We start from the raw sequence: 24,029 nt of genomic DNA on the forward strand, positions 1-24,029 counted from the left end.
CGTCACGATGCCGGCCGCACCGTCGGGGTGAGGGTCAGTGCGGGTTCCCGATGGGTGTGGACGGTGAGGTACGAGAGGCCGTCGTTTCCGGCGGTGAACGACCGGCGCGAACGCTTCGGCAGCCACAGGATGTCGCCGAGCAGGACCTCGATCGGGCCGTTCTCGGTGCCGACGGTGCCGCCGCCGGACAGCACATAGACGAGCACGTCGACCTCGGCGCCGGCGTGGTCGCCGATCGAGCCGCCCGGGGCGAGGGTGATGAGGTTCGAGTCGAGATCGCGGTCGGGGAAGTCGAGCTTCCAGGCGACGCCGGGCTCGCCGCCGGTCACCAGTTCTGCCGCGTTGCCGAGCGCGCGAGGCACAGGCGCGGCGAGCGTCTTGCCGATCCGGATGCGGTAGTCGCCGGGCTCGCGGACCAGGTACTCCCACTCGAAACCGCCCGGCGTCTTGTCGTCGAACTGGCGGTGCAGCGGGACCGGGTCGTGGTCGTTGACGAGGATCAGCGCCTCGCCGACCCGAAGGCCGTCGAACAGCCCGAAGATCTTCGGGTGCCGCTCCGGCTTCGGGATCTCACGCACATCGATGGTCACGTCGGGCACCGGATCCTCCTAATAAAAACTATTTGTATAGTCGAAATTACTCGCGGCGAATGTCCAGGGGCAAGTGCCGCGGCACCGCGACCGGCGGCGGGCTCACGACCAGCCGAAAGTGACACCCAGGAGGGCGACGGTCGAGAGCAGGGGGCGGCCGGCCAGCACGGCGATCAGCACGCACACGATGACGACGGTGGCGGCTTTGCGCACCCTGCGGTTGCGGGGACGGGCGGAGGCGGTCGTGTCGGTCATCATCGGGTCCTTTCGGGGTGATCGGCATCGGCGAAGTAGCCGCGGCGTTCGATCTCGTGACGGGTGGCTTCGGTGGGAATGGCGATGCGCTTCATCAGAGCGCTCATGTCGTCGCCGAGGCGGCGGGCGGCGTCGTCGACGCGGTCGGAGATCGCGCGCGATCGGGTCGTGTCGGCGAGCACGGTCGGATCGTCGAGCGACTTCGCGGTCGATTCGACGGTGTCCGCGAAGGTCGTGAACGCGGATCGGGCGGAGGCGTGCTGGTCGATCCAGTAGCCGGGCGACGTGTCGGGCGCCAGCGCCCGGTACCACCGGGGCGGTGGTGTGGCGTCGATCCGGGAGGCCGCCGACCGTGCGGAGCGGGCGAGTCGTCCCAGGTAGTCGCGCGCCTGGTCGGCCGCTTGCTGAAGGGGGAGCGGCGTGTCCGGCGGGCTCTGCTTCGCCGCGGCATCGACGGCGGTGAGTCCGGCGTCGATCGATCCGACGAAGTCGACGACGTCGTAGTACACGTCGTTCGCGTGGTGTCGGCGGTAGGCCGCGTCGGACGCCCGCCGGCGGTCGTCGCGGTGGTCGGCCGAGGCCGCGGAGTCGGGGTTGAGCAGGCCGCCGTCGACGTCGCACCGGGCGACGGCGAACCCGACGGCGCCGAGGACGAGCAGCGCGATCAGTGTGGCTCGTAGGGGATGGCGGATACGGGGGGAGAGTCGGCGGAGGCTCACGGCTGTCCTTTCGGTGACGAACCGAGCCGACTCGCCGTCAGGTGCGCGGGCGGCCGCTCGATTCGCGGGTGTGGATCTGGTTGTCGGGGTCGATGTACAGGGCGGTGTTCGCGGTGCTCTCCTGCGCGTGCAGTTCCGCGATGCGGTCGGCGAGCTGATTCGCGGCGGCATCGATGTCGCCGCTCACGCTGGTCAGCGCCGGCGTGGTGAGGCGGCCGAGGATCGAGTTGTCGGTGCCGACCACGGACACGTCGCCGGGTACGGCGACCCCCTGGACGCGTAGCGCGTCGATCACGGCGAGGGCGTACGTGTCGCTGTACGCGTAGACGGCCGTCGGCAGGGAGTCTTCGATCAGCCAGCGCCGCACGAGGTGACCGAAGTCGTCCCGGGTGCACGCGACCTCTTCGCGCCGCACCTCGGCGCCGAGGTCGATCGCCGCGGCGGCGAACTCCGAGAAGCGCTGGCCGGCGAAGTCGATGGGACGGGTGCCCGGCGGCACCGGAATGCTGATGCGACGGTGGCCGAGATCGTTGATGAGATGGTTGGCGGCGGCCGCTCCGATGCCCTTCTTCAGGATGGCCGCCGACGCGTAGTCGAGGGGGCCTTCGGCGAAGAGGAGGATCTGGTCGATGCCCTGCTTCCGCAGCCGGCCGGCGATCGCCGGGGTGACGGTCGCCGGTGTCGAGATGACCATCCACGGCCGGCGTTCGCTCCAGCGGCGGACCAGATCGTCCTCCGATCCGGAGACGTCGCCGTCGTAGGCGAGGACCAGCCCGCGCGACTCGAGCTGCGCGCGCAGCGCGTAGATGAAGTTGTTCACGGTCTCGGCGTCGGAGTATCCGCCGGCCGGGACGAGGACCAGGTTCGACGCCCGCGACCGGAGCGACCGCGCCGACGGGTTCGGGACGTAGTCGAGGGCGCGTGCGCTGGCGAGTACCCGTTCGCGGGTCGCCGGGCTGATCGCGGCGTCGTTCCCGTTGAGGACGAGCGACACGGTGGTCCGGGACACTTTCGCGTGTCTGGCGACGTCCGCGCTCGTCGCTCGGGTCGGTCGGGAGGTGTTCACGAGCGTGTTCCCCAGTCTTGTCCGGTGGATGATGCCGCCGAACACTGATACGTGCCACTGACTCGTGTTCGGAGCCACCACTGATCGTACGCGATAGAGGCCAAGGTCCCGAAAGGTGAATGTCCCTGCGAATATCGGTCATGAGCTGGCGTCTCTTCGTGTAGTAGCGGTGGTTCCGGACTTCAGATTACACGTGTTACTAACTCGTGTTAGTTACACGTGTCACAAGGCATTGCGATACCGCGGTTCAGGGGCGCACGGTTGGTCCGGGAACGAGATGCGTTCCCGGTCGGGCGCGGCAGTGTTCGGCCGAAGACGAACGGAGGTGGCTCGACATGGCCCACAACAGACGGGACATCGAGGGGGTGAGAACGAGGAGAATCCTGGTGCGCGTCCTGATCGGACTGGCCGTGGCATTCGGTTTCAGCGCGATCGTCGCCGGGACGGCGGCGGCCAGCACCCAGGACGCCACGACGGTGAAGTCGGTCCTGGACATGGCGGCCGTCGCCGCGCACAGCGAGCCCGCGCGCAGGCTGGGCGTCGCCGATGCCGTCGATTCGGTGGTCGCCGAGGCGCAGACGTGGAAGCGGCTGCCGCTGGCGGAGGTCCCGTGGCCGAACGTCGGCCCGGCGCCCGCGGTGACCTCGGAGGCGGATGCGTGCGACGTGAACGCGTGCATCGACCGGATCATCGACGGCGCCGCCTCGGTGATCACCTCGGCCGTCGACCGATTGCCGACCGTGATGCGCGATCCCGCGGTGCTGCTTCGCGCGCCGCCGTCGATCACGGCCGACATCGAGACGAGGTTCGGAACGCCGGCGATGAGAACCGCGCTGAGCACGGTCTTCGACGCACGGATTCTCCCCGTGCTCCGCGGACTCGAACTCGGCGTGTACGCGGGCGGCGGCGTGAGCGCGCTGACCGCGGTGATCGGAGCGATTCCGGGGATGGTGGCGACCGGTGTGCCGGGCGCGATACTCGGGGCGGTTCTCGGGGTCCTCAACCCGCTCGCCCCGATGGTCGGAGGCGTTCTCGGAGCACCCTTCGGCGGACTCCTCGGTCTGCTCACCGGGGCGCCGATCGGGGCACTTCTCGGGGTGCTGCCCGGGGGCGTGATCGGGTGGATGCTCACCGCGATCGTCGACGCCGTCGTCACCGGTCTCTTCGGGTTCGGTGCGGGCGTGGCCGCCGCGTTCCTGGTGATGCCTGTCCTCGGAGCGATCATCGGCGGACTGCTCACGGCACTCGCGACGGGCGCACTGCTCGCCGCGGTGGGCCTCGGGCTGGGTCTGGCGCTGATCACGGCGCCGATGTGGCTGCCACTGGTGCTGTTCGTCTTGCCGTTGGTCCTGCTGCCGTTGGCGATCGGCGCGCTCGTCGCCCTGCCGTTCCTGCTGCCGGCGTTGATCATCGGCGGGATCGTCGCGGCCGTCATCCTCGCGGTGACGATCGGCGGACTCATCCTCGGCGCGGGCGCTCTCGTCCTCGCCGTTCTCACCACGCCGATCTGGCTGCCGATCGTGATCATCGTCCCGTTCCTGTACGTCGCGTACATGGTCGCCGTCGTCGTGATCGTGCTGGGGATCGTGGTCGTGACCATGCCGGCGTGGTTCCTGATCGGGCTCGTCACCTGGCCGTTCGCGTTGGCGGCCCTCGTGGTCCTGATCGTCGTCGTGGCGTTCGGCGTGGTCGGTGTCGGCTTCCTCGTCCTCGTGATCGGTGGCGTGACACTGCCGATCTGGTGGCCGCTCGTCGGGCTCGGCCTCGGTGCGATCGTCGCGTTCGCGATTCTCGGTCCGCTCGCCGCGCTGACGGCATTCGTGCTGATCCCCGCGGTTCTCGTGATGATCGGACTGGCACTGGGGGCGCTGGCGTATCTGCTGTCGTTGCCCTTGCTGCTTCCCCTGGCGATCCTCCTCGGCGGACTGCTGGCGTTGGCGGCGGTGTTCGGCGGCGTTCTGGCGATGGGCCTCACCTGGCTCATCGGGCTGATCACCATTCCGGCGATGCTCCTGGGCGCGCTGCCCGGCATCGTCCTGGGCGCGCTCGCGGGTGTGCTTCTCGCACCGTTGCTCGCACTGATCACCGCGCCGCTGGGTGGACTCCTGGGTGCGCTGCTCGGCGCACTCAATCCGCTGAACCTGCTCGGGTTCCTCGGCGGGGCGCTGCTCGGCGCCGCCGTCGGCGGAATCGCCGGTGGACTCACCGGTGGGCTCATCGGTGCCGTCGCCGGACTGCTGGTGGGTGCCGCGCTGGCCGCGATCTTGTCGGCGCTGCTCGGTGGAGGACTCGGCTTCGTTCTCGCCGCAGTGCCCGGTGCACTGATCGGCGGGGCCCTCGGGGCGGCCTTCGGGTCCTGGTGGGCGCTGCTTGCCGGTGCGCTGGTCGGCGGTATCGCGATCGGGTCCGTCGTGCGACGGTGGGCACCGTATCGCTGGACCCGGTCGGGCTGCGGTACCCACTGCCTGAGGCAGAAGTGGTCGGCGTTCGGTGACCTCGTCGCGGCACTGACCCGCGGCCGGGCCGACGGCGTGAACATCGCCTACGGCGCGATCGCGGGTCTGCTCGTCGGCGCGATCGCCGGCGGAACGGCGGGTGTGACCGCCGGATTCGCGGTCGGTGCGCTCAATCCGCTCAACCTGCTCTGGGCGGTGCCCGGTGCGGTGGTGGGTCTGGTGCTCGGGGCGCTCGACGGTGCGGCTCTCGGGTCGATCGCCGGTGCGCTTCCGGGGGCGATCGTGGGGACGGCCGTCGCGGCCGTGCTCGACGCGCTGGTGACCGCCGCGGTCGGCGCGATCGTCGGCTACCTGGGCGGCGCCGGAGTGACGGCGCTGCTGGGTGCCCTGTCCGGTGCGGGTCTCGGTGCTTCCGCCGGGGCCGCGGTGTCGCTGGTGCTGTCCGCACTCGCGGCGCTCGTCACCGGCGCGGTCCTGCTGCCGTTGACGGCGGTGCTGGTCGGAGCCCTACCGGTTCTCGGATGGCTCGCCACCGGCGCCGGCGTGCTGATCACCGGGTTGATCCCGGCCCTGATCGGCCTGCTGCTGCCGCTGCTGCTTCCGGCCGCGTTGATCGTGGTCGGTGCGATGGTGCTGGCGATCCCGGTGATCATCGGGGCGCTCGTCGTGATCGGTGCGGGCCTCGTGCTCGCGCTCCTGTCGGGTCCGTTCGCGCCCTTCGTCATCGGCGCGCTCGTGCTCGCGGGTGTGGCGGTGGCGGCGGTGGGACTGGTGGTCGCGGTGATCGCGATCGCCGTCCTCCTCGTGGGCGTCGGCATCCCGCTGGCAGTGGTGTTCTATGCGGCGCACCTGCTGTTGATCGGAGCTCCGGTGATGATCATCGCCACGGTGATCAGTGGACTGGGGCTGCTCGCGGCCCTGGTGGCGGGGCTCGGCGTCGCGGGACTCGGGGCGCTTGTCGCGGCCGGGGTGACCGGTGCACTCGGTGCGCCGTTCACGATCGGTATCGGCGGTGTACTCGGCGCCCTCGCCGGGCTGGTGCTCGGCGCCCTCGCCGGCCTGCTGGCCGGGATTCCGGCGGCTGTCGCCGGCGCCGTGATCGGCGGACTGATCGGTGCGATCAACCCGATCAACCTGTTCGGCGCCCTCCCCGGCGCATTCGCCGGCATGCTGATCGGCGGCTTCGCCGGTGGCATCGCGGGCGGATTGCCGGGCGCGGTCGTCGGAGCCGTTCTGGCGGTCGTGCTCGTGGCCCTGGCCACGGGCCTGTTCACCGGAGTTCTCGGTGGGCTGTTCGGCAGTTCGGTGTTCGGGGTTCTCGGCGTGGTGACCGGTGCCGTCGCGGGATGGTTCCGCCCCAGCCGGGACGGAGAATCCCCGGCATCGCCGCAGGAGATCATCGACGCGATCGGGCATGTGCTCGAACCGTGCGACGACTCCTGTGGAGGCGGCGACTGCGGCGTGACTACGCCTGGTAACGGCGGCAATGCGGTCACGCCTGGTAACGGCGGTAGTGCGGTCACGCCTGGCGGCGACTGCGCTGTGGCCGGGGCCGTCTCCGACGTCGAGGACCGGGACTTCCCGGTGCAGGCGGCGACGGGCGGCTCGAACCCCGCCGAGGGCGACGGCCGGTCCCTGCCGGTCGGCGACTCGCTCGTCGGCACCGGAGTGCTGATCGCACTGCTGTGCGGCGTGCTCCTGGCCGGTGCGCGACGACGTGAAGACGAACTCGAAGAGGAACGAGAACTCGTCTGACCGTGGTCCGCACCGCCGGATGACGGCGGGCGCCGACGGTGCCGCTTACCGGCACCGTCGGCGCCCGCTCCGTCATCGTCCTGACTTTCTCAGATCGGAGAAGACATGGTGCGCACGTGGCGCCGCGCGGCGCTGATCGCCGCACTGCTGGTCGTCGCCGGTGTGCTGGTCGTCGCGGGTCTCCGGACCGGCTCCCCGGCCGCGCCGGAGTCGGCACGTCCCGTCCACATCGAGATGAGCGGTCCCCGGCTCACGATCCCCGTTCTCGGCGTCACCGCACCGTTGACGGAGAAATCGTCGACCGTTCAGTGGGATCCGTTTCTCGGCGAGGAAGTGCGCAGCTTCGGCGTTCCGGACGACATGACGTCCGTCGTGCGGTGGAGCGACGGCCCCGGCTTCGGCGAACCGGGTATGGCGGTGGTCCTCGGCCATACCCAGGTCGGTGGTCCCGGTGTGTTCAACGGTCTCGGAGCGATGCCCGCCGGCGCTCGAGTCGACGTGATCGACGCCGGCCGCACGTACCGCTATCGGGTCAGCGGCCGTGCGCTCCGAATCCCCAAACGCGACCCTCGCGCGCTGAGCCTGGCCCTGGAGAAGGCCCGCGAGCACGCCGATCTCGCCCTGGTCACATGCGACGGTCCCTTCGACCGATCGGCTGGTGCGTCGATGGAGAACTCGATCGTCTTCGCCGAGAAGATCACCTGACGGTTCGCCGGGCTTCCCTTGACACCTGATGGAGGTAGCTGCCGCTGGTATTCGAGGGGACCGTGCGAAGCATCCGGAGTGGTGAGTGTCAAGGGCCGACCGGGTCGCTTGTGGACGACCTCACTTGTCCACAGGCCGGCCGGGCGGGGTCTGGCCCGCGCGGATGTGCCGGGATAGACCTGAGGCATGCCTGCACAAGCCTGGGTGAATCTGATCGCCGGCCTGATAGCCGTCGGCGGTGTGATGTTCACGATTCGGCAGCGGACTCTCGCCGACAATAGGCGGGAGTGGTGGGCGAGATTCAAGTGGGCGCTGGATGCGACGTACAGCGATTTGGAGGACAAGCGCGCCGATGGCTGGAGGGTGGTCCGCACCCTTGCCGCTTCGGAGATGATGACCCGAACCGAGCGGGAGATCATCGATGAACTCTCGCTTGACGTCGGTGGGCCGGTGCTGGAGCTCGAAGACTTCGAGGGTGACAGCGCGTAGCGTTGGCGATGACGTCGAAGGAGCTGATATGACTGAACGACGCAGGAGTCGCCGGGGGTCGACGCCGGAGGAACGACGACTTATCGCCCTTCTGATCTCGGATGTGTACACGCGACGGAAGCAGCCGGTTCCTGACTGGGTTCAGCAGATCATCGACGATCCGACGTCGCGTCCTGCGATACCGAAGAGGATGTCGGCGACAGGCTCGCTCCGGGGCTGAGTCTCACTCCCGCACGACGCCCGCGAACGATCCCCACGGCCGCGTCGGCGGTGCGGAAATCTCTGGTACCCGGGCCGTCCCAGCTCAGCGGGCGGTGAGCAGGGAGCGCGCCTCGTCGTCGTTCAGCATGGCGCGGTGGAAGGCGTCGAGGGCGCCGCGGCCGTCGAAGTTCACGCCGATCAGGACCACTTCGCTAGACGGTGTGACGGTGGTGTGCGACCAGGGGACGGCCGGCTGGATGGTGAGATTCGGTCCCGCCTGGCTCCAGACGTGGGCGATGTCGGGCCGATCGGCGATCCAGCAGTGGCCCTTGGAGCGGATCAGGCCGGTGGTGCCGCGCAGTGCGGCGATCAGCCGCTCGCGATGGAACGGGCGGTCGCCGCGGAACACCACCGATGAGATCCCGTATTCCTCGGTCTCCGGCGTGTGCGGATTGATCAGTTCGTCGGCGTAGTCCGGCCGGGCCGCCGCGGCCTCCGGGTCGTACAGGGCGGCATCGAGGACGGCGCCGGCGGCGATCTCGCCGTGGGTGACCGTCACGATCCGCGCGTGTGGATTCATCGCATGCACCGCGTCCACGGTGGCCGCGGCGATCTCCGGGCGCACCAGGTCGGTCTTGGTCACCAGGATCAGATCGGCGAACTCCACCTGGTCGACGAGCAGGTCGGCGACGGAGCGCTCGTCCTCCGGATCGGCCGCGTCGTCGGCGTCGGCCAGCGCCCGGTGCCGGGCCATCTGTTCGAGGAACTGCGAGGCGTCGACCAGCGTCACCATGGTGTCGATCGGGGCGACGTCGGCCAGCCGTCGTCCGTCCTCGAACTGCCACTCGAAGGTCGCCGCGACCGGCATGGGCTCGGAGATCCCGGTCGATTCGATGACGATCTGGTCGTACTTCCCGGATTCGGCCAGGCGGCCGACGTTCTCTACCAGGTCCTCCCGCAGGGTGCAGCAGATGCAGCCGTTGGACAGTTCCACCAGCCGGTCCTCGCCGCGTTCGACGTGGCCGCCGGCGGCGATCAGGCCCGCGTCGATGTTGACCTCGGAGAAGTCGTTGACGATGACGGCGAGCCGGCGGCCGGCCCGGTTGGCGAGGAGGTGATTGAGCAGAGTGGTCTTGCCGCTGCCGAGGAATCCGGACAGGACGGTGACGGGGGTCGAGGGCATGCGCCCACCGTACACTAATGAAAACGATTATCAATAAGGCGCGAGAAGGTCGGCGTAGGCCGCGCGCCGCGCCGGGTCGATCACCGCGCCGAGGATCAGTGATCGCTGGGCGGCGATGTACTGCTCCAGCGTCATGGTGCGCTCGAAGTACCAGTGCTTGAGCGCCCAGGAGTGGGCGAGCAGCAGCAGGTTGTAGGCGACGAGATCGGGATCGGCCGTCACCAGTGCGCCGGCGGCGACTCCCTCCCGGACGGCCTCGCGGAGCGGCTCGCTGGTCTCCACCTCGAGTGCCTTGATCCGCTCGCGCCCCTCGGCCGACAGTGCGTTGGACTCCCGGTAGGTCAGCACGGCCGCGTGCCGGTAGCGGTCGATCACCCGGCAGTAGGCCGCGAAGGCGGCGGCCAGCCGGCGGACCGGGTCGTCGCCGGCGGCGGCCACCGCGGCCGGGACGTCCTCGGCGAAGGCGTTCAGGACGTCGACGATCACGGCGAGCAGGATCTCGTCCTTGCCGCCGAAGTACCGATACAGCAGCCCGACGCTGACTCCGGCCTCCTCGGCGAGTGCCTGCATGGACACCGCCTCGGAGCCGCGATGTTCCATCAGCCGGGCCGCCGCGTCGAGGATCTGCCGCGAGCGCACCGCGGCGCCCGCGGCGCGGGCCGCTTCGGTGGCCGTCTGGGTGGTCGAACCGCTGGTCATGACTGCCTCCCTCGGGTGAATCTGAATTCACTGTACAGGCCGTCTCGGCTGTGACTGTTGACACGATCGGCATGGTGAATATAGATTCACTCTCACTGAACATAGATTCACTCAATCGAGGAAGGTGCCAGCCATGGCTCAGTTCGAAGACATCACCTACGAGGTCGACGGTCCCGCCGGGATCATCACCATCAACCGTCCGGAGCGGTACAACGCCTTCCGTGCGAAGACCGTCGACGAGCTGATCGCCGCCTTCCAGCAGGCGTGGTCGGACCGGAACGTCCGTGCGGTGATCCTCACCGGTGCGGGGGAGAAAGCGTTCTGCACCGGCGGCGATGTGAAGCAGCGCGCCGAGACCGGCGACTACGGGCCGAGCGAACTCGGCCGCTTCCGCATCGGCGACCTCCACAAGTTGATGCGCGACATCCCCAAGCCGGTCATCGCCGCCGTCAACGGCATCGCGGTCGGCGGCGGTCACGTGCTCCAGGTGCTCGCCGATGTCTCGATCGCCGCCGACAACGCCCGCTTCGGCCAGGCCGGCCCGCGCGTCGGCTCCTTCGACGCCGGCTTCGGCTCGGCGTACCTGGCCCGCGTGGTCGGGGAGAAGAAGGCCCGCGAGATCTGGTTCTTCTGCCGCCAGTACGACGCGCACCAGGCCCTGGACATGGGCCTGGTGAACAAGGTGGTCCCGGCCGCCGACCTGCTGACCGAGGCCCGCGCCTGGGTGGACGAGGCCGCGGCGCTGAGCCCCACCGCCATCAAGTTCCTCAAGCAGTCGTTCAACGCCGACAGCGACCACCAGCTGGGCCTGTCGAACATGGCGATGACCGCGCTGGACATGTTCGGCGTCTCCGCCGAGGGCATGGAGGGCGCCAAGGCGTTCGCCGAGAAGCGCACCCCGGACTTCGCGTCCGTCGTGGACTGGCACTGAGACACCGAATCGACGACGCCACCATGGACTACGGATTCGACGACGAGCAGGAGCTCTTCCGCACCGAGATGGCCCGCTGGGCCGGCAAGGTGCTCGCTCCGCACTACCAGGACGACGACAAGGCCGCGCGGCTGCGCGGGCAGCAGGTGACCGACATGGCCGGGATGGGCCTCACCGGCCTTCGCATCCCGGAGGAATACGGCGGCCAGGAGGCCTCGGCGGTGATCGCCGGGATCGCCGCCGAGGAGGTGGGCCGCGCCGACTTCAACGCCGGGTACCTCATCATCAACACCGCGCTGATCAGCGACATCATCGTGCGCAATGCCACCGAACGGCAGAAGCGCGACTGGCTGCCGGGCATCGCGTCGGGCGCGACGGTGCCCTGCATCATGATCACCGAGCCCGGTCACGGCACCGACGCGGCGTCGCTGGCGCTGCGCGCCGAGGAGACCGAGAACGGCTGGCGGCTGACCGGCGAGAAGACCTCGATCACCCTCGGCATGGCCGCTGACAAGGCTGTCGTGCTCGCTCGCACCGGTGGGCCCGGTGCCCGCGGCGTCTCGGCCTTCTGGGTCGACATGGACGCCCCGGGCATCAGCCGGAGCGCCTTCGACGACCTCGGCAGCCGCGCCATCGGCCGCGCGTCGATCTTCTTCGACGACGTCGAAGTGGGCCGGGACCGGCTGATCGGCGAACCCGGTGGCGGCTTCGTCTCGGTGATGGAGGGCTTCGACTACTCGCGCGCCATCATCGGTCTGCTCTGCCTGGGCGCCGCGCAGCAGTCACTCGACGAGGCGCTGGACTGGGCCCGCGACCGGGAGGCCTTCGGACAGCCGATCGGCAGGTTCCAGGGCGTCTCGTTCCCGCTCGCCGAGGCCGCCACCTACCTCGCCGGTGCCCGGCACATCTGCTACGAGGCGCTGTGGCGCAAGGACGAGGACCTCGAGCATTCCGCGCAGGCCGCGATGGCCAAGTTCTGGGCGCCCAAGCTGTCCGTCGACGTCATCCACCAGTGCCTGCTCACCCTCGGCCACATCGGCTACTCGACCGAACACAAGGTGGGCCAGCGCCTGCGCGACGTGATCGGCCTGGAGATCGGTGACGGGACCGCGCAGGTCTCCAAGCTGGTGATCTCCCGCAACCTCCTGGGCCGCAGTTTCGCGCCCTGACCACCCCTTCTCACCTCACAGGAGTACGACATGACCACCCGACTCGACGGAAAGATCGCCTTCGTCACCGGCGCCGGGCAGGGCATCGGCGCCGCCATCGCCCGCCGCCTCGCCGACGACGGCGCCACCGTGATCGTCACCGACCTCAACGCCGAGACCGCGGCGGCCGCCGCCGCCGCACTCGGCGACGGCTCGATCGGCCTCCAGGTCGACGTCACCGATCGCACCAGTGTGAACGCCGCGGTCGATGCCGCCGTGGACCGCTTCGGCCGCATCGACGTGCTGGTGAACAACGCCGGCTGGGACAAGGGCGAGCCCTTCGTCGACTCGGTCCCGGAGACCTGGGACCGCATCATCGACATCAACCTCTACGGCGTGCTCAACACCTGCGCCAGGATCGCGCCGATGATGATCGCGCAGGGTTCGGGCAGCATCGTCAACCTCGGCTCGGACGCCGGCCGGGTCGGCTCGTCCGGCGAGGCCGTGTACGCCGCGGCCAAGGGCGGCGTCATCGCCTTCACCAAATCCCTCGCCCGGGAGACCGCCCGCGACCAGGTGCGGGTCAACTGCGTCTGCCCCGGTCCGACCGACACGGCGCTGTTCGCCTCCATGGGCGGCGAGAAGCTGCGCGAGGCGCTCAAGAGGGCCATCCCGATGCGGCGGCTCGGCCAGCCCGACGACCTCGCCAAGGCCGTGGCCTTCCTGGCCTCCGACGACGCCGGCTTCATCACCGGCCAGACCGTCAGCGTCAGCGGCGGCCTGACCATGAGCTGACGGGACACCCATCATGGAGACCCTGCTCACGCCCGAGCTGTCCGGGCGCTATCACGCCGACGGCTACTGGACCGACCGCGTCATCACCGACTACCTCGACCGATTCGCGGCGGCCACGCCGGACAAGGTGGCCTTCATCGACCATCGCCGGGAGATCACCTACGCGCAGCTGCGTCACGAGGTCGATCGCTGCGCCCTCGGCCTCCTCGAACTCGGTGTGCGGCCCGGTGACGTGGTGTCGTTCCAGCTGCCCAACTGGATCGAGTGGATCGTCGTGCACTACGCGGCCACCCGGATCGGCGCCGTCAGCAATCCGCTCATCCCGATCTACCGGGAGCGCGAGGTGTCGTTCATGATCCAGCTCGCCGAGACCAAGGTGCTGGTGATCCCGGAGAGCTTCCGCGGCTTCGACTATCCCGCCATGTACGACGCCCTCGACGGCGCGCTGCCGTCCGTGGAGCACACGCTGGTCGTGGGATCGAGCTTCGACGAGTTCCTGGCCACCCCGTGGGAGGAGCGCCGCGACCCGGCCGAACTGGCGGCGCTGCGGCCGGCCGGGGACGACGTCACCCTGCTGATCTTCACCTCCGGCACCACCGGGGAACCCAAGGGCGTGATGCACACGCACAACACGATGGTGGCGGCCAACCTGCCGCTGCCGGGGCGGCTGGGCATCACCGACGCGACGGTCTTCCACATCGCCTCGACGCTCGCCCATCTGACCGGCTTCCTGTACGGCGCGCGGCTCAACGTCCAGAACGGCGCCACGTGCGTGCTGCAGGACGTCTGGGACAAGGAGCGATTCGTCGCGCTGGTGGCCGAGCACCGGATCACCTACACCTCGGGCGCGACGCCCTTCCTGCACGACTTCATCTCCGCCGAGTCGCTGGCCGGGACCGACGTGAGCAGCCTGAGACTGTTCTGCTGCATGGGCGCGCCGATCCCGCGGGCCATCGTCGAACAGGCCCTCGCCGCGGTACCGGAGATGGTGGTCCTCGGCGGCTGGGGGCAGACCGAGAACGCCCTGGTGACGCTCGGCATCCCCGGCGACCCGATCGACAAGATCGTCGGGACCGACGGCTACCCGTGGCCGGGGATGGCGATCCGGACCGTCGACGTCGACGGCGAGCCCGCGCCGGCCGGGGAATCCGGGCGGCTGCAGGTGCGCGGCCCGTCGCTGTTCGTCGGCTACCTGAACCGGCTCGACGAGACCCGCGCGCAGTTCCACGACGGCTGGTTCGACACCGGCGACGTCGGCGTGATCGACGCCGACGGATACCTGAAGATCGCCGGGCGCACCAAGGACATCATCATCCGCGGCGGCGAGAACATCCCGGTCGCCTTCGTCGAGAACGTCTTCTACGAGCACCCGAAGATCGAGTCGGTCGCGGTGATCGGCCTCCCCGATCCGCGTCTGCAGGAGCGGGCCTGCGCCTGCGTGGTGCTCAAGCCGGAGGCGCGCGGCGAGGGTTTCACCTTCACCGAGATGCAGGACTACCTGGCGGCCAAGGGCGTCGCCAAACAGTACTGGCCGGAACGACTGGAAGTGCTCGACGCGCTGCCCACCACGCCGAGCGGCAAGATCCAGAAGTTCCATCTGCGCACTCAGGTCGGCGCCGAGGAGGGGCGGGGATGACGGCCGCCTATCTGGTCGACGGCGCGCGCACTCCGATCGGCCGCTACGGCGGTGCGCTGGCCGCCGTCCGGCCCGACGATCTCGCCGCCCGGGTGCTCACGGCGCTGGTGGACCGCCATCCGGAGATCGACTGGTCGCGGACCGACGACGTGCTCCTGGGCTGCGCCAACCAGGCCGGCGAGGACAATCGCAACGTCGCCCGCATGGCGGCGCTGCTGGCCGGTCTGCCGGTCGAGGTCCCCGGCGCCACCGTCAACCGGCTGTGCGGTTCCGGCCTGGACGCGGTGGCGCAGGGTGCGCGGATGATCGCCGTCGGCGAGGCCGACCTGGTGATCGCCGGCGGCACCGAATCGATGACCCGGGCACCGCTGGTGATGCCGAAGGCCGCCACGGCCTTCGCCCGCGACACCGCCGTGTACGACAGCACCATCGGCTGGCGTTTCGTCAATCCGGAGATGGCCCGGCGCTACGGCACCGACTCGATGCCGGAGACCGCCCAGCACCTCGCCGACGAGCGGGACATCTCGCGGGCCGATCAGGACGCGTTCGCGCTGCGCTCGCAGGAGCGGGCCGCGGCGGCGATCGCGTCGGGGCGCCTGGCCCGCGAGATCGTGTCAATCGAGGTGACCGGGCGCCGCGAGTCGACGGTGGTCGGCACCGACGAACATCCGCGGGCCACTACGCCGGCGAAGCTGGCGGCGCTGCGGCCCATCGTCGCGGGCGGCAGTGTCACCGCGGGCAACGCCTCGGGTGTGAACGACGGTGCCGCCGCCGTGATCCTGGCCTCGGAGAGCGCCGTCGAGCGATACGGGCTCTCACCCCTGGCCCGGGTCGCCGGGGCCGCGGTGGCCGGAGTGCCGCCGCGCATCATGGGCATCGGGCCCGCCCCGTCGACCCGGAAGCTCCTGGCCCGCCACGGCCTCGGGCTCGGCGACGTCGACGTCATCGAACTCAACGAGGCCTTCGCGGCCCAGGCGCTCGCCGTGCTGCGGGAACTCGGCTTGCCCGACGACGCCGAGCACGTCAATCCTCACGGGGGCGCCATCGCCCTCGGCCATCCCCTCGGCGCCAGCGGCGCCCGACTCGCCCTCACCGCGGCACTGGAACTCAACCTTCGAGATGCCCGCCGCGCCCTCGCCACCATGTGCATCGGCGTCGGCCAGGGCATCTCCCTGCTCTTGGAGGCAGCATGACTCTCACCGTCGAGGTGACGGACTCCGTCGCCCTGATCACCCTGAACCGTCCCGAGGTCCGCAACGCGATCAACGCGCAGGTGCAGGCCGACCTCGCCGCGGTACTGGACGACTGCCGCGCCGACAGCGCCGTCGGCGCGATCGTCCTCACCGGCGCCGGCGAGAAGGCCTTCGCGGCCGGCGCCGACATCGGTCAGCTCGCGAACTACGACCTGCACACCGGTCTGGCGTCGACCATGGCGCGTCTCTACGACACGATCGAGGCCTACCCGAAGCCGACCATCGCCGCGGTCAACGGGTACGCCCTCGGCGGCGGCTGCGAACTGGCGATGGCCTGCGACATCCGTATCGCGGCGCGGTCCGCCCGGTTCGGCCTGCCGGAGACGACGCTGTCGGTGCTGCCCGGCGCGGGCGGCACGCAGCGGCTGGCCCGGCTGATCGGGGTCGGCCGGGCGATCGAGGCGGTCCTCACCGGCCGGATGTTCACGGCCGACGAGGCGCTGGTCAACGGGCTGGTGACGCAGGTGGTGCCGGACGGCGAGGTGGTGGCGGCCGCCCGCGCGACCGCCACCACCGTGCTGAGCAAGGGCCCGATCGCGGTGCGCCTGGCCAAGCTCGTCATCCGCACCGGGATGGACGCCGACCGGCACACCGGCCAGGTGGTGGAGCAGCTGGCGCAATCGCTGCTCTACACCACCGCCGACAAGGCCGAGGGCGCCGCGGCCTTCCTCGGCAAGCGGGCGCCGGAATGGACCGGGCGATGAGCGGCGCCGAACGCGTCACGGTGATCGGTGCCGGGGCGATGGGCTCGCAGATCGCCATGCTCTGCGCCCTCGCCGGCCACGAGACGACGCTGGTGGACGCTGCTCCGGAAGCCCTCGACCGGGCCACGGCCGCCCTCCGGGGACGTACCGACGCGATGGTCGCCAAGGGCCGGCGCGGCGCCGCTGACGTCGACGCCGCCTGGGCGCGGCTGCGCACCGCCGCGGAGCCGGACGCCGGCTCGGACCTGGTGATCGAGGCGATCGTCGAGAAGCTGGCCGCCAAACGCGAGCTGTTCGCCGGGCTCGACGCGCGCTGCGGGCCGGACACCGTCTTCGCCAGCAACTCGTCGAGCTTCGTGCCGTCGTCGATGGCCTCGGCCACGCACCGCGCCGATCGCTTCGTCAACCTGCACTTCTTCAATCCCGCGCTGGTGATGACCTGCGTCGAAGTGGTGCGTGGACCGGACACCTCCGACGCCACCGCGGCCCGGGCGATCGCCTTCGTCGAGGGGCTGGCCCGCATCCCCGTCGTGCTCGAGAAGGAGATCCCGGGCTTCGTCGCGAACCGTCTGCTGAACGCGGTGCGCGATGAAGCGCTCGCGCTGTACGAGGGCGGCTACGCCGGCGTCGAGGCGATCGACACCGCCGCCCGCACCGCACTCGGCTATCCGATGGGGCCCTTCGAGCTGATGGATCTGACCGGCGTCGACATCGGCTACCTGACCAAACAGGCCCGGTACGCCGACTCCGGGGACCCCGCCGATCTGCCCTCGCGGACCGTCACCGCGCTGGTGGAGGCCGGACACCTCGGCCGCAAGACCGGCCGCGGCTTCTACTTCTACGACGAGTCGGGGCACCGTCTCGGAAAGGCACTCTGATGGACTTCACCCTCACCCAGGAGCAGCGCGACTTCCAGCGCCTGGCCCGCGACTTCCTCGACAAGGAAGTGGTGCCGTACCGCGCGCAATGGGACCGCGACGAGGCGGTCGACACGTCGATCATCCCGAAGCTCGGCGAGGTCGGTTTCTTCGGCCTCACCATCCCCGAGGAATACGGCGGCCTCGGCGGCGACTACCTCACCTACTGCCTCGGCATGGAGGAACTCGGCCGCGCCGACTCCGCGATCCGCGGCATCGTGTCGGTGTCGATGGGCCTGTTCGGCAAGATCGTGCTCGCGCACGGCACGGAAGAGCAGAAGCAGCGCTGGCTGCCCGGCATCGCCGACGGCTCGCTGCTCGGCTGCTTCGGGCTGACCGAACCGGACAACGGTTCCGATCCGGCCGGGCTGTCCACCCGCGCCGTCCGCGACGGCTCCGACTGGGTGATCACCGGCAACAAGATCTTCATCACCAACGGCACCTGGGCCGACGTCTGCATCGTCTTCGCCCGCACCGGCGGGCCGGGACCGAAGGGCATCTCCGCCTTCCTGGTGCCGACCGACGCACCGGGCTTCGAGGCCACCGAGATCCACGGCAAACTCGGGCTGCGCGGACAGGCCACCGCCGAACTGCGGTTCGACGGCGTGCGCGTGCCCGCCGCCGCGATGGTCGGCGAGGAAGGGCAGGGCTTCGCCCTCGCGATGGGCTCACTCGACAAGGGCCGGGTCTCGGTCGGGGCCGGCTGCACCGGCATCATCGCCGGCTGCCTGGACGCGGTGGTGCGGTACACCACCGAGCGCACCCAGTTCGGACGGCCGATCGCGTCGTTCCAGCTGATCCAGGACATGATCGCCGACATGTCGGTCGACGCCGACTGCGCGCGCCTGCTCAGCTGGCGGGCGGCCGCGCTGATCGACGGCGACGACCCGGCCGCCCTCGCCCTGGCGGCCTCCAAGGCGAAGCTGTTCGCCTCCGAGGCGGCGGTGCGCGCCGCCAACCTGGCGGTGCAGGCCCTCGGCGGCTACGGCTACATCGACGAGTACCCGCCCGCCAAGTACCTGCGCGATGCCCGCGTCATGACCCTCTACGAGGGCACCAGCCAGATCCAGAAACTACTCATCGGGCGCGCCGAAACCGGTGTCTCCGCCTTCGTCTGACCTCTTTCACCAGGAGTTTTCGCATGACCAGCACCCTGAACGACCTGTTCGCCGTCGACCGGCTCTTCTCCACCGAGGAGCGGGAGATCGCCGGCACGGTCCGCGACTATCTCGCGCGGGACGTGGCCCCGCACATCGCCGAGTGGTATGAGGCCGGCGACATCCCGGCCCGCGAACTGGCCCGCGGCCTCGGTGCCCTCGGGGTGCTCGGCATGCACCTGGAGGGCTACGGGTGCGCCGGCACCTCCGCGAAGGCCTACGGTCTCGCTTGCCTGGAACTGGAGGCCGCCGATTCGGGACTGCGATCGCTGGTCTCGGTGCAGGGGTCGCTTGCGATGTTCGCGATCTGGCGCTGGGGCAGCGAGGAGCAGAAGCAGCAGTGGCTGCCCGCGATGGCCGCCGGGGAGGCGATCGGCTGCTTCGGCCTCACCGAACCGGACTACGGCTCCAATCCCGGCGGCATGCGCACCCGGGCGCGCCGTGACGGCGACGACTGGATCCTGTCGGGCAACAAGATGTGGATCACCAACGGCTCGGTGGCCGACGTCGCCGTCGTCTGGGCGCAGACCGGGGAACAGGGGGACGGGCACGGTGTCCGCGGCTTCGTCGTGCCGACCGGCACCCCCGGATTCTCCGCGCCGAAGATCACCCGCAAGCTGTCGCTGCGCGCCTCGGTGACCAGCGAGCTGGTGCTCGACGACGTGCGACTGCCGGCGTCGGCGATGCTGCCCGAGGCGCAGGGGCTCCGCGGTCCGCTGAGCTGCCTGTCCGAAGCGCGTTTCGGCATCGTCTTCGGCGCCATGGGCGCGGCTCGTGACTGCCTGGAGACGGCGCTCGCGTACGCCGGTGAGCGGGAGATCTTCGACCGCCCACTCTCCGGTTTCCAGCTCACGCAGGCCAAGTTCGCCGACATGGCCCTCGAATACGGCAAGGGTGTGCTGCTGGCGGCCCAGCTCGGCGATCTGAAGGACGCCGGTGCGATCACTCCCGCGCAGGTCAGTCTGGGCAAGCTCAACAATGTGCGCGAGGCCATCGCGATCGCCCGGAACTGCCGCACCGTGCTCGGCGCGGCCGGTATCACCGGCGAGTTCCCGATCATGCGGCACGCGAACAACCTGGAATCGGTGCTGACCTACGAGGGCACCTCCGAGGTGCACCAGCTGATCATCGGGCAGACGCTCACCGGACAAGCCGCCTATCGCGGGTGATCGCAGCATATCCGGCTAGGGTGAGTGCGGAGCGTACGGCGTTCCGCCGCCGAGCCGGTAGGAGAGGGATGGACAAGCAGGGCTACGAGTTGTCGGACCTGGAGGCCCTCGAGGCCGAGTCCGTCCACATCTTCCGGGAGGTCGCGGCCACGTTCGAGCGCCCCGGGATGCTGTTCTCCGGCGGCAAGGACTCGGTGGTGATGTTCCACCTGGCGCGCAAAGCGTTCTGGCCCGCGCCGATGCCCTTCCCGCTGATGCACGTCGACACCGGGCACAACTTCGACGAGGTGATCGAGTACCGCGACCGCGTGGTCGCCGAGACCGGTGCCACGCTGCTGGTGTCGAGCGTGCAGGACGACATCGACGCCGGCCGCGTCGTCGAACAGACCGGGCCCGGCACGTCGCGCAACCGGCTGCAGACGGCGGCGCTGCTGCGCGGCATCACCGAGAACCGGTTCGACGCCGTGTTCGGCGGGGCCCGCCGCGACGAGGAGAAGGCCCGCGCCAAGGAGCGGGTGTTCAGTTTCCGCGATTCGTTCGGTGCGTGGGACCCGCGCAATCAGCGGCCGGAACTGTGGAACCTCTACAACGGCCGCCACCACCGGGGCGAGCACATCCGGGTCTTCCCGCTGAGCAACTGGACCGAGCTCGACATCTGGCGGTACATCGACGCCGAGAACATCGAGCTGCCGTCGATCTACTACGCGCACGACCGCGAGGTGGTGCCGCGCGACGGCATGCTGCTGGCCAAGACGCGGTTCCTGCAGACCTATCCGGGCGAGACCGGCCACGTCGAACGAGTCCGCTTCCGCACCGTCGGCGACGCCACCTGCACGGGCTGCGTGGAGAGTGACGCGGACACGCCCGCGAAGGTGATCGAGGAGGTGTCGTCCACCCGGATCACCGAACGCGGAGCGACGCGCGCCGACGACCGGATCTCCGAAGCCGGGATGGAAGACCGCAAGAAGGAGGGGTACTTCTGATGGCCGGGGAACTGTTGCGGATCGCCACCGCGGGCAGCGTCGACGACGGCAAGTCCACGCTGATCGGCCGCCTCCTGTACGACTCGAAGTCGATCTTCGCCGACCAGCTCGAAGCCATCGAGCGCACCAGCGCCAGCCGCGGCGACGAGTTCGCCGACCTGTCGCTGCTCACCGACGGCCTGCGCGCCGAGCGCGAGCAGGGCATCACGATCGATGTCGCCTACCGCTACTTCTCCACACCCGAGCGCAAGTTCATCATCGCCGACTCGCCCGGACACGTGCAGTACACGCGCAACATGGTGACCGGCGCGTCGACCGCGGACCTCGCGATCATCCTGATCGACGCCCGCAAGGGGGTGCTGGAACAGACCCGCAGGCACGCCTTCCTGTCGTCGCTGCTGGGCATCCCGCACCTGACCGTCTGCGTCAACAAGATGGACCTGGTCGGCTACTCGCAGGAGCGTTTCGAGGAGATCCGCGACGAGTTCGTGGCGTTCGCGGCCAAGCTCAACGTCACCGATCTGAGCTTCATCCCGCTCTCCGCGTTGCGGGGCGACAACGTGGTCGAGCGCAGCGCGGAGATGGACTGGTACGACGGCCGCCCGCTCCTGCGGCACCTGGAGAACGTGTACATCGCGTCGGACCGGAACCTGATCGACGCCCGTTTCGGTGTGCAGTACGTGATCCGGCCGCAGCGCAGCGACGGCCTGGACCACCGCGCGTACGCGGGCACCGTCGGCGGCGGGGTGTTCGCCGTGGGCGACAAGGTGGTGGTGCTGCCGAGCGGCTTCGCCACCACGATCGACAAGCTGTGGGGTCCGGGCGGCGCCGAACTCGACGAGGCGTTCGCGTCGATGGCGGTGTCGATGGAACTGTCCGACGAGATCGACATCGTGCGCGGCGACATGATCGTGCGCCCGAACAACCGGCCGCACGTCGACCGCGATCTCGACGCGATGGTCTGCTGGTTCTCCGAGAACACCGAGCTGCGGCCGGGCGCCACCTACCTGATGACCTGCGGCACCCGGCAGACCCGCGTCCAGGTCAGCGGCCTCAACTACCGGCTCGACGTCAACACGCTGCACCGCGACGAGCAGGCGCCCGGGCTGGCGCTCAACGAGATCGGCCGCGTCACCCTGCACGCGCAGCAGCCCCTGCTGTTCGACGCGTACCGGCGCAACCGCGCCACCGGCAGCTTCATCCTGATCGACGAGGCCACCAACGCGACGCTGGCCGCCGGCATGATCACCGGGCCGGTCGCCCATGACACGAACGTGGTCTGGCAGACCACCAAGGTGAGCCGCGATCAGCGCGCGCACCGCGGCGCCACCATCTGGATGACCGGACTCTCCGGCTCCGGGAAGTCGTCGCTGGCCGTCGAACTCGAGCGGCGGCTGATCGCATCCGGCCGCCCCGCCTACCTGCTCGACGGCGACAATCTGCGGCACGGCCTCAACTCCGACCTCGGTTTCAGCGATGACGACCGCCGCGAGAACATCCGGCGCACCGCCGAGGTGGCGGCCCTGTTCGCCGACTCCGGCGCGGTGGTGCTGGTGTCGCTGATCAGCCCGTTCGCCGACGAGCGGCAGCGGGCCCGGGAGATCCACGAGGCCCGCGACCTGCCCTTCTACGAGGTCTTCCTGGACACGCCGCTCGCCGAGTGCGAGGCGCGCGACGCCAAGGGCCTGTACGCGAAGGCCCGGGCCGGCGAGATCACCCAGTTCACCGGGATCGACTCCCCGTATGAGGCTCCGGAGCACGCCGACATCGTCGTCACCCCCGCCGACGGCACCCCCGGCGATACCGCCGACGCGGTGCTGCGGAACCTGGGAATCTGAGGTGGAGCGCGGCCAGCAGATCGCCGGCTACGAGGTGATCGACAGGCTCGGACAGGGCGGGATGGGTGAGGTGTACCTGGTCTGGAACCCGACGTTGGAGCGGCGCGAGGCAATGAAGGTGATCTCGATGGCCGGATCGGGAAACGACGACTTTCAGCGTAGGTTCTCCGCCGAGGCGAAGACGACGGCGGCCCTCGATCATCCGAGCATCGTCACGATCTACCAGCACGGTGTCGCCGGTCGGCAGCCGTGGTTCACCATGTCGTACATCAAGGGCCTGGATCTGGCCGCCGCGCGGTTGTCCGAGCACGAGGAGATTCTCCGGGCCTCCGAGCAGGTGGCGGATGCGCTCGACTACGCGCACCGCAACGGTGTGGTGCACCGCGACATCAAACCGGCCAACATCCTGATCCGCCGAGACCCACAGAGCGGGTTGCTGGAGCGTGCGGTGGTAGTCGACTTCGGCATCGCGAAACTGGCCGACGGCACCAGCCTGACCGCCACTGATGCCTTCGTCGGCACCCTCCGTTACTCGGCGCCCGAGGTGATCGGGGGCGCGCGTGCCGGCGCACGTTCCGACCAGTATTCGCTGGCCTGCACCCTGTACGAGGTGCTCGCCGGCCGGCCGGTATTCGACGAGACCGTCGCCTCGGCGATCATGATGGCGCACGTCTCGAAGACGGCGAATCCGCTGAGTACCCACCGTCCCGATCTGCGGCCGCTCGATCCGGTGTTCGCGCGCGCCCTGGCCAAGGAACCGGCCCAGCGGTACCCGGACTGTCGAAGCTTCATCGCCGCGCTCCGCGCGAGCACCACCGCGCAAGCGCCGGTCCACCCACAAACGCAATCGGTGCCGCCGCGGGTCGCGACGCCGCCGCCGAGTGCACCGGTGCGGTCCGGCCCGCACTGGGACACGCTGCCGTCGCTCTCCACCGCACCCGGCTGGTACGCGCCCGCCGCCTCGGGCGATCCGAGAGCCGTGGTGCCGTACTTCCCGACGCCCCCGCGACGTACCGGCGGCTGGAAGGTACTTCAGTGTCTGTGGACACTGGTCCCGCTTCTGACCTGCGGAATCCTCGGCCCTGCCGCGTATCTATACTGCGCGATCCGGATCAACAAGGTGTTGTGGTGGGTCCTGTTCGGCGCCTCGGTCGTGCTGTGGATGGTCTGCGCCGCGATCATCGGCAGCGTTCCGACCGAGGCGCCGGCCTCCGATGCCGCGCTGTTGACGCTGTGGCTGCTGCCGACGATCGGCGGCCTGGCCCTGTCACCGCTATACATCCGGGACCTCGAAGCGAAACTCGACCGGTCGAGCACGGCCTGACGACGGGCGGAAACGCACCGTCGCCGGGCCGCACCGCTGGCTGAGTCCGTCCGTCC

General features: G+C 69.8%; 21 protein-coding genes. 15 read left to right on the forward strand and 6 right to left on the reverse strand.

Going from position 1 to position 24,029, the window contains the following annotated elements:
* Positions 1-2: 2 nt before the first annotated feature.
* The 4 genes from ACSEEN_RS12125 to ACSEEN_RS12140 form a co-directional block, all read right to left on the reverse strand.
* The gene (locus ACSEEN_RS12125) at positions 3-599 is read right to left on the reverse strand and encodes a DUF2249 domain-containing protein (RefSeq protein ID WP_298446549.1); all 597 of its coding nucleotides are present in this window, start codon (positions 597-599) and stop codon (positions 3-5) included.
* Between the two features lie 93 nt (positions 600-692).
* Positions 693-845, reverse strand: a complete 153-nt coding sequence (locus ACSEEN_RS12130; protein ID WP_440713317.1) for a hypothetical protein — start codon at positions 843-845, stop codon at positions 693-695.
* Positions 845-1,564, reverse strand: coding sequence for a hypothetical protein (locus tag ACSEEN_RS12135; RefSeq protein ID WP_440713318.1), 720 nt, complete (start codon positions 1,562-1,564; stop codon positions 845-847). Before ACSEEN_RS12135 ends, ACSEEN_RS12130 begins: the two co-directional genes overlap by 1 nt.
* Before the next feature lie 37 nt (positions 1,565-1,601).
* On the reverse strand, positions 1,602-2,711 hold the full coding sequence (locus ACSEEN_RS12140; RefSeq protein ID WP_440713319.1) for a LacI family DNA-binding transcriptional regulator: 1,110 nt from the start codon (positions 2,709-2,711) through the stop codon (positions 1,602-1,604).
* Positions 2,712-3,016: 305 nt separating this feature from the next.
* Between ACSEEN_RS12140 and ACSEEN_RS12145 the strand changes: the two genes are divergently transcribed.
* From ACSEEN_RS12145 to ACSEEN_RS12155, 3 genes are all read left to right on the forward strand, one after another.
* Positions 3,017-6,841, forward strand: a complete 3,825-nt coding sequence (locus ACSEEN_RS12145) for a hypothetical protein (RefSeq protein ID WP_440713320.1) — start codon at positions 3,017-3,019, stop codon at positions 6,839-6,841.
* A 105-nt stretch (positions 6,842-6,946) separates the two neighbouring features.
* Entirely contained in the window at positions 6,947-7,546 is a 600-nt protein-coding gene (locus tag ACSEEN_RS12150) for a class F sortase (RefSeq protein WP_440713321.1), read from the forward strand.
* Between the two features lie 186 nt (positions 7,547-7,732).
* Positions 7,733-8,035 (forward strand): hypothetical protein, encoded by a 303-nt coding sequence (locus ACSEEN_RS12155; protein ID WP_440713322.1) that lies wholly within the window; start codon positions 7,733-7,735, stop codon positions 8,033-8,035.
* A gap of 304 nt (positions 8,036-8,339) precedes the next feature.
* Here ACSEEN_RS12155 and ACSEEN_RS12160 read toward each other — a convergent pair whose 3' ends face one another.
* Positions 8,340-9,419 carry a GTP-binding protein gene (locus tag ACSEEN_RS12160; RefSeq protein ID WP_247866319.1) on the reverse strand — a complete coding sequence of 360 codons (1,080 nt, stop codon included), beginning with the start codon at positions 9,417-9,419 and terminating at the stop codon, positions 8,340-8,342.
* A gap of 30 nt (positions 9,420-9,449) precedes the next feature.
* Positions 9,450-10,118 carry a TetR/AcrR family transcriptional regulator gene (locus ACSEEN_RS12165; RefSeq protein ID WP_298446543.1) on the reverse strand — a complete coding sequence of 223 codons (669 nt, stop codon included), beginning with the start codon at positions 10,116-10,118 and terminating at the stop codon, positions 9,450-9,452.
* A gap of 133 nt (positions 10,119-10,251) precedes the next feature.
* On the opposite strand from ACSEEN_RS12165, the gene ACSEEN_RS12170 reads away from it, so the two are divergent.
* From ACSEEN_RS12170 to ACSEEN_RS12225, 12 genes are all read left to right on the forward strand, one after another.
* Entirely contained in the window at positions 10,252-11,049 is a 798-nt protein-coding gene (locus ACSEEN_RS12170; RefSeq protein WP_440713323.1) for an enoyl-CoA hydratase-related protein, read from the forward strand.
* A 23-nt stretch (positions 11,050-11,072) separates the two neighbouring features.
* Positions 11,073-12,218, forward strand: coding sequence for an acyl-CoA dehydrogenase family protein (locus tag ACSEEN_RS12175; RefSeq protein WP_440713324.1), 1,146 nt, complete (start codon positions 11,073-11,075; stop codon positions 12,216-12,218).
* Between the two features lie 30 nt (positions 12,219-12,248).
* Entirely contained in the window at positions 12,249-12,992 is a 744-nt protein-coding gene (locus ACSEEN_RS12180) for an SDR family NAD(P)-dependent oxidoreductase (RefSeq protein ID WP_440713325.1), read from the forward strand.
* A 13-nt stretch (positions 12,993-13,005) separates the two neighbouring features.
* Positions 13,006-14,628 (forward strand): AMP-binding protein, encoded by a 1,623-nt coding sequence (locus ACSEEN_RS12185; RefSeq protein ID WP_440713326.1) that lies wholly within the window; start codon positions 13,006-13,008, stop codon positions 14,626-14,628.
* A complete protein-coding gene (gene pcaF / locus ACSEEN_RS12190; RefSeq protein WP_440713327.1) occupies positions 14,625-15,821 on the forward strand; it encodes a 3-oxoadipyl-CoA thiolase in 1,197 nt (398 codons plus the stop codon). Before ACSEEN_RS12185 ends, pcaF begins: the two co-directional genes overlap by 4 nt.
* Entirely contained in the window at positions 15,818-16,585 is a 768-nt protein-coding gene (locus tag ACSEEN_RS12195; protein WP_247866326.1) for an enoyl-CoA hydratase/isomerase family protein, read from the forward strand. Before pcaF ends, ACSEEN_RS12195 begins: the two co-directional genes overlap by 4 nt.
* Positions 16,582-17,463 (forward strand): 3-hydroxyacyl-CoA dehydrogenase family protein, encoded by an 882-nt coding sequence (locus ACSEEN_RS12200; RefSeq protein WP_247866327.1) that lies wholly within the window; start codon positions 16,582-16,584, stop codon positions 17,461-17,463. The genes ACSEEN_RS12195 and ACSEEN_RS12200 overlap by 4 nt, the downstream gene beginning before the upstream one ends.
* Complete coding sequence (locus ACSEEN_RS12205; RefSeq protein ID WP_440713328.1) at positions 17,463-18,620, forward strand: acyl-CoA dehydrogenase family protein; 1,158 nt, start codon at positions 17,463-17,465, stop codon at positions 18,618-18,620. The genes ACSEEN_RS12200 and ACSEEN_RS12205 overlap by 1 nt, the downstream gene beginning before the upstream one ends.
* A gap of 23 nt (positions 18,621-18,643) precedes the next feature.
* Positions 18,644-19,828, forward strand: coding sequence for an acyl-CoA dehydrogenase family protein (locus ACSEEN_RS12210; RefSeq protein ID WP_247866329.1), 1,185 nt, complete (start codon positions 18,644-18,646; stop codon positions 19,826-19,828).
* Between the two features lie 68 nt (positions 19,829-19,896).
* Positions 19,897-20,811 (forward strand): sulfate adenylyltransferase subunit CysD, encoded by a 915-nt coding sequence (cysD, locus tag ACSEEN_RS12215; RefSeq protein ID WP_247866335.1) that lies wholly within the window; start codon positions 19,897-19,899, stop codon positions 20,809-20,811.
* On the forward strand, positions 20,811-22,649 hold the full coding sequence (gene cysC, locus ACSEEN_RS12220; protein ID WP_440713329.1) for an adenylyl-sulfate kinase: 1,839 nt from the start codon (positions 20,811-20,813) through the stop codon (positions 22,647-22,649). The genes cysD and cysC overlap by 1 nt, the downstream gene beginning before the upstream one ends.
* A 1-nt stretch (position 22,650) precedes the next feature.
* Positions 22,651-23,973 (forward strand): serine/threonine-protein kinase, encoded by a 1,323-nt coding sequence (locus ACSEEN_RS12225; protein WP_440713330.1) that lies wholly within the window; start codon positions 22,651-22,653, stop codon positions 23,971-23,973.
* Positions 23,974-24,029 lie beyond the last annotated feature (56 nt).

This window comes from Gordonia marina (assembly GCF_052036135.1).
Taxonomy (GTDB): Bacteria; Actinomycetota; Actinomycetes; order Mycobacteriales; family Mycobacteriaceae; genus Gordonia.

What these genes read in the sequence shown, in the direction of transcription:
- ACSEEN_RS12130 (WP_440713317.1), bottom strand. Translation starts at nt 845, where the DNA reads ATGACCGACACGACCGCCTCCGCCCGTCCCCGCAACCGCAGGGTGCGC.
- ACSEEN_RS12150 (WP_440713321.1), top strand. Translation starts at nt 6,947, where the DNA reads ATGGTGCGCACGTGGCGCCGCGCGGCGCTGATCGCCGCACTGCTGGTC.
- ACSEEN_RS12155 (WP_440713322.1), top strand. Translation starts at nt 7,733, where the DNA reads ATGCCTGCACAAGCCTGGGTGAATCTGATCGCCGGCCTGATAGCCGTC.
- ACSEEN_RS12160 (WP_247866319.1), bottom strand. Translation starts at nt 9,419, where the DNA reads ATGCCCTCGACCCCCGTCACCGTCCTGTCCGGATTCCTCGGCAGCGGC.
- ACSEEN_RS12165 (WP_298446543.1), bottom strand. Translation starts at nt 10,118, where the DNA reads ATGACCAGCGGTTCGACCACCCAGACGGCCACCGAAGCGGCCCGCGCC.
- ACSEEN_RS12170 (WP_440713323.1), top strand. Translation starts at nt 10,252, where the DNA reads ATGGCTCAGTTCGAAGACATCACCTACGAGGTCGACGGTCCCGCCGGG.
- ACSEEN_RS12175 (WP_440713324.1), top strand. Translation starts at nt 11,073, where the DNA reads ATGGACTACGGATTCGACGACGAGCAGGAGCTCTTCCGCACCGAGATG.
- ACSEEN_RS12180 (WP_440713325.1), top strand. Translation starts at nt 12,249, where the DNA reads ATGACCACCCGACTCGACGGAAAGATCGCCTTCGTCACCGGCGCCGGG.
- ACSEEN_RS12185 (WP_440713326.1), top strand. Translation starts at nt 13,006, where the DNA reads ATGGAGACCCTGCTCACGCCCGAGCTGTCCGGGCGCTATCACGCCGAC.
- pcaF (WP_440713327.1), top strand. Translation starts at nt 14,625, where the DNA reads ATGACGGCCGCCTATCTGGTCGACGGCGCGCGCACTCCGATCGGCCGC.
- ACSEEN_RS12195 (WP_247866326.1), top strand. Translation starts at nt 15,818, where the DNA reads ATGACTCTCACCGTCGAGGTGACGGACTCCGTCGCCCTGATCACCCTG.
- ACSEEN_RS12200 (WP_247866327.1), top strand. Translation starts at nt 16,582, where the DNA reads ATGAGCGGCGCCGAACGCGTCACGGTGATCGGTGCCGGGGCGATGGGC.
- ACSEEN_RS12205 (WP_440713328.1), top strand. Translation starts at nt 17,463, where the DNA reads ATGGACTTCACCCTCACCCAGGAGCAGCGCGACTTCCAGCGCCTGGCC.
- ACSEEN_RS12210 (WP_247866329.1), top strand. Translation starts at nt 18,644, where the DNA reads ATGACCAGCACCCTGAACGACCTGTTCGCCGTCGACCGGCTCTTCTCC.
- cysD (WP_247866335.1), top strand. Translation starts at nt 19,897, where the DNA reads ATGGACAAGCAGGGCTACGAGTTGTCGGACCTGGAGGCCCTCGAGGCC.
- cysC (WP_440713329.1), top strand. Translation starts at nt 20,811, where the DNA reads ATGGCCGGGGAACTGTTGCGGATCGCCACCGCGGGCAGCGTCGACGAC.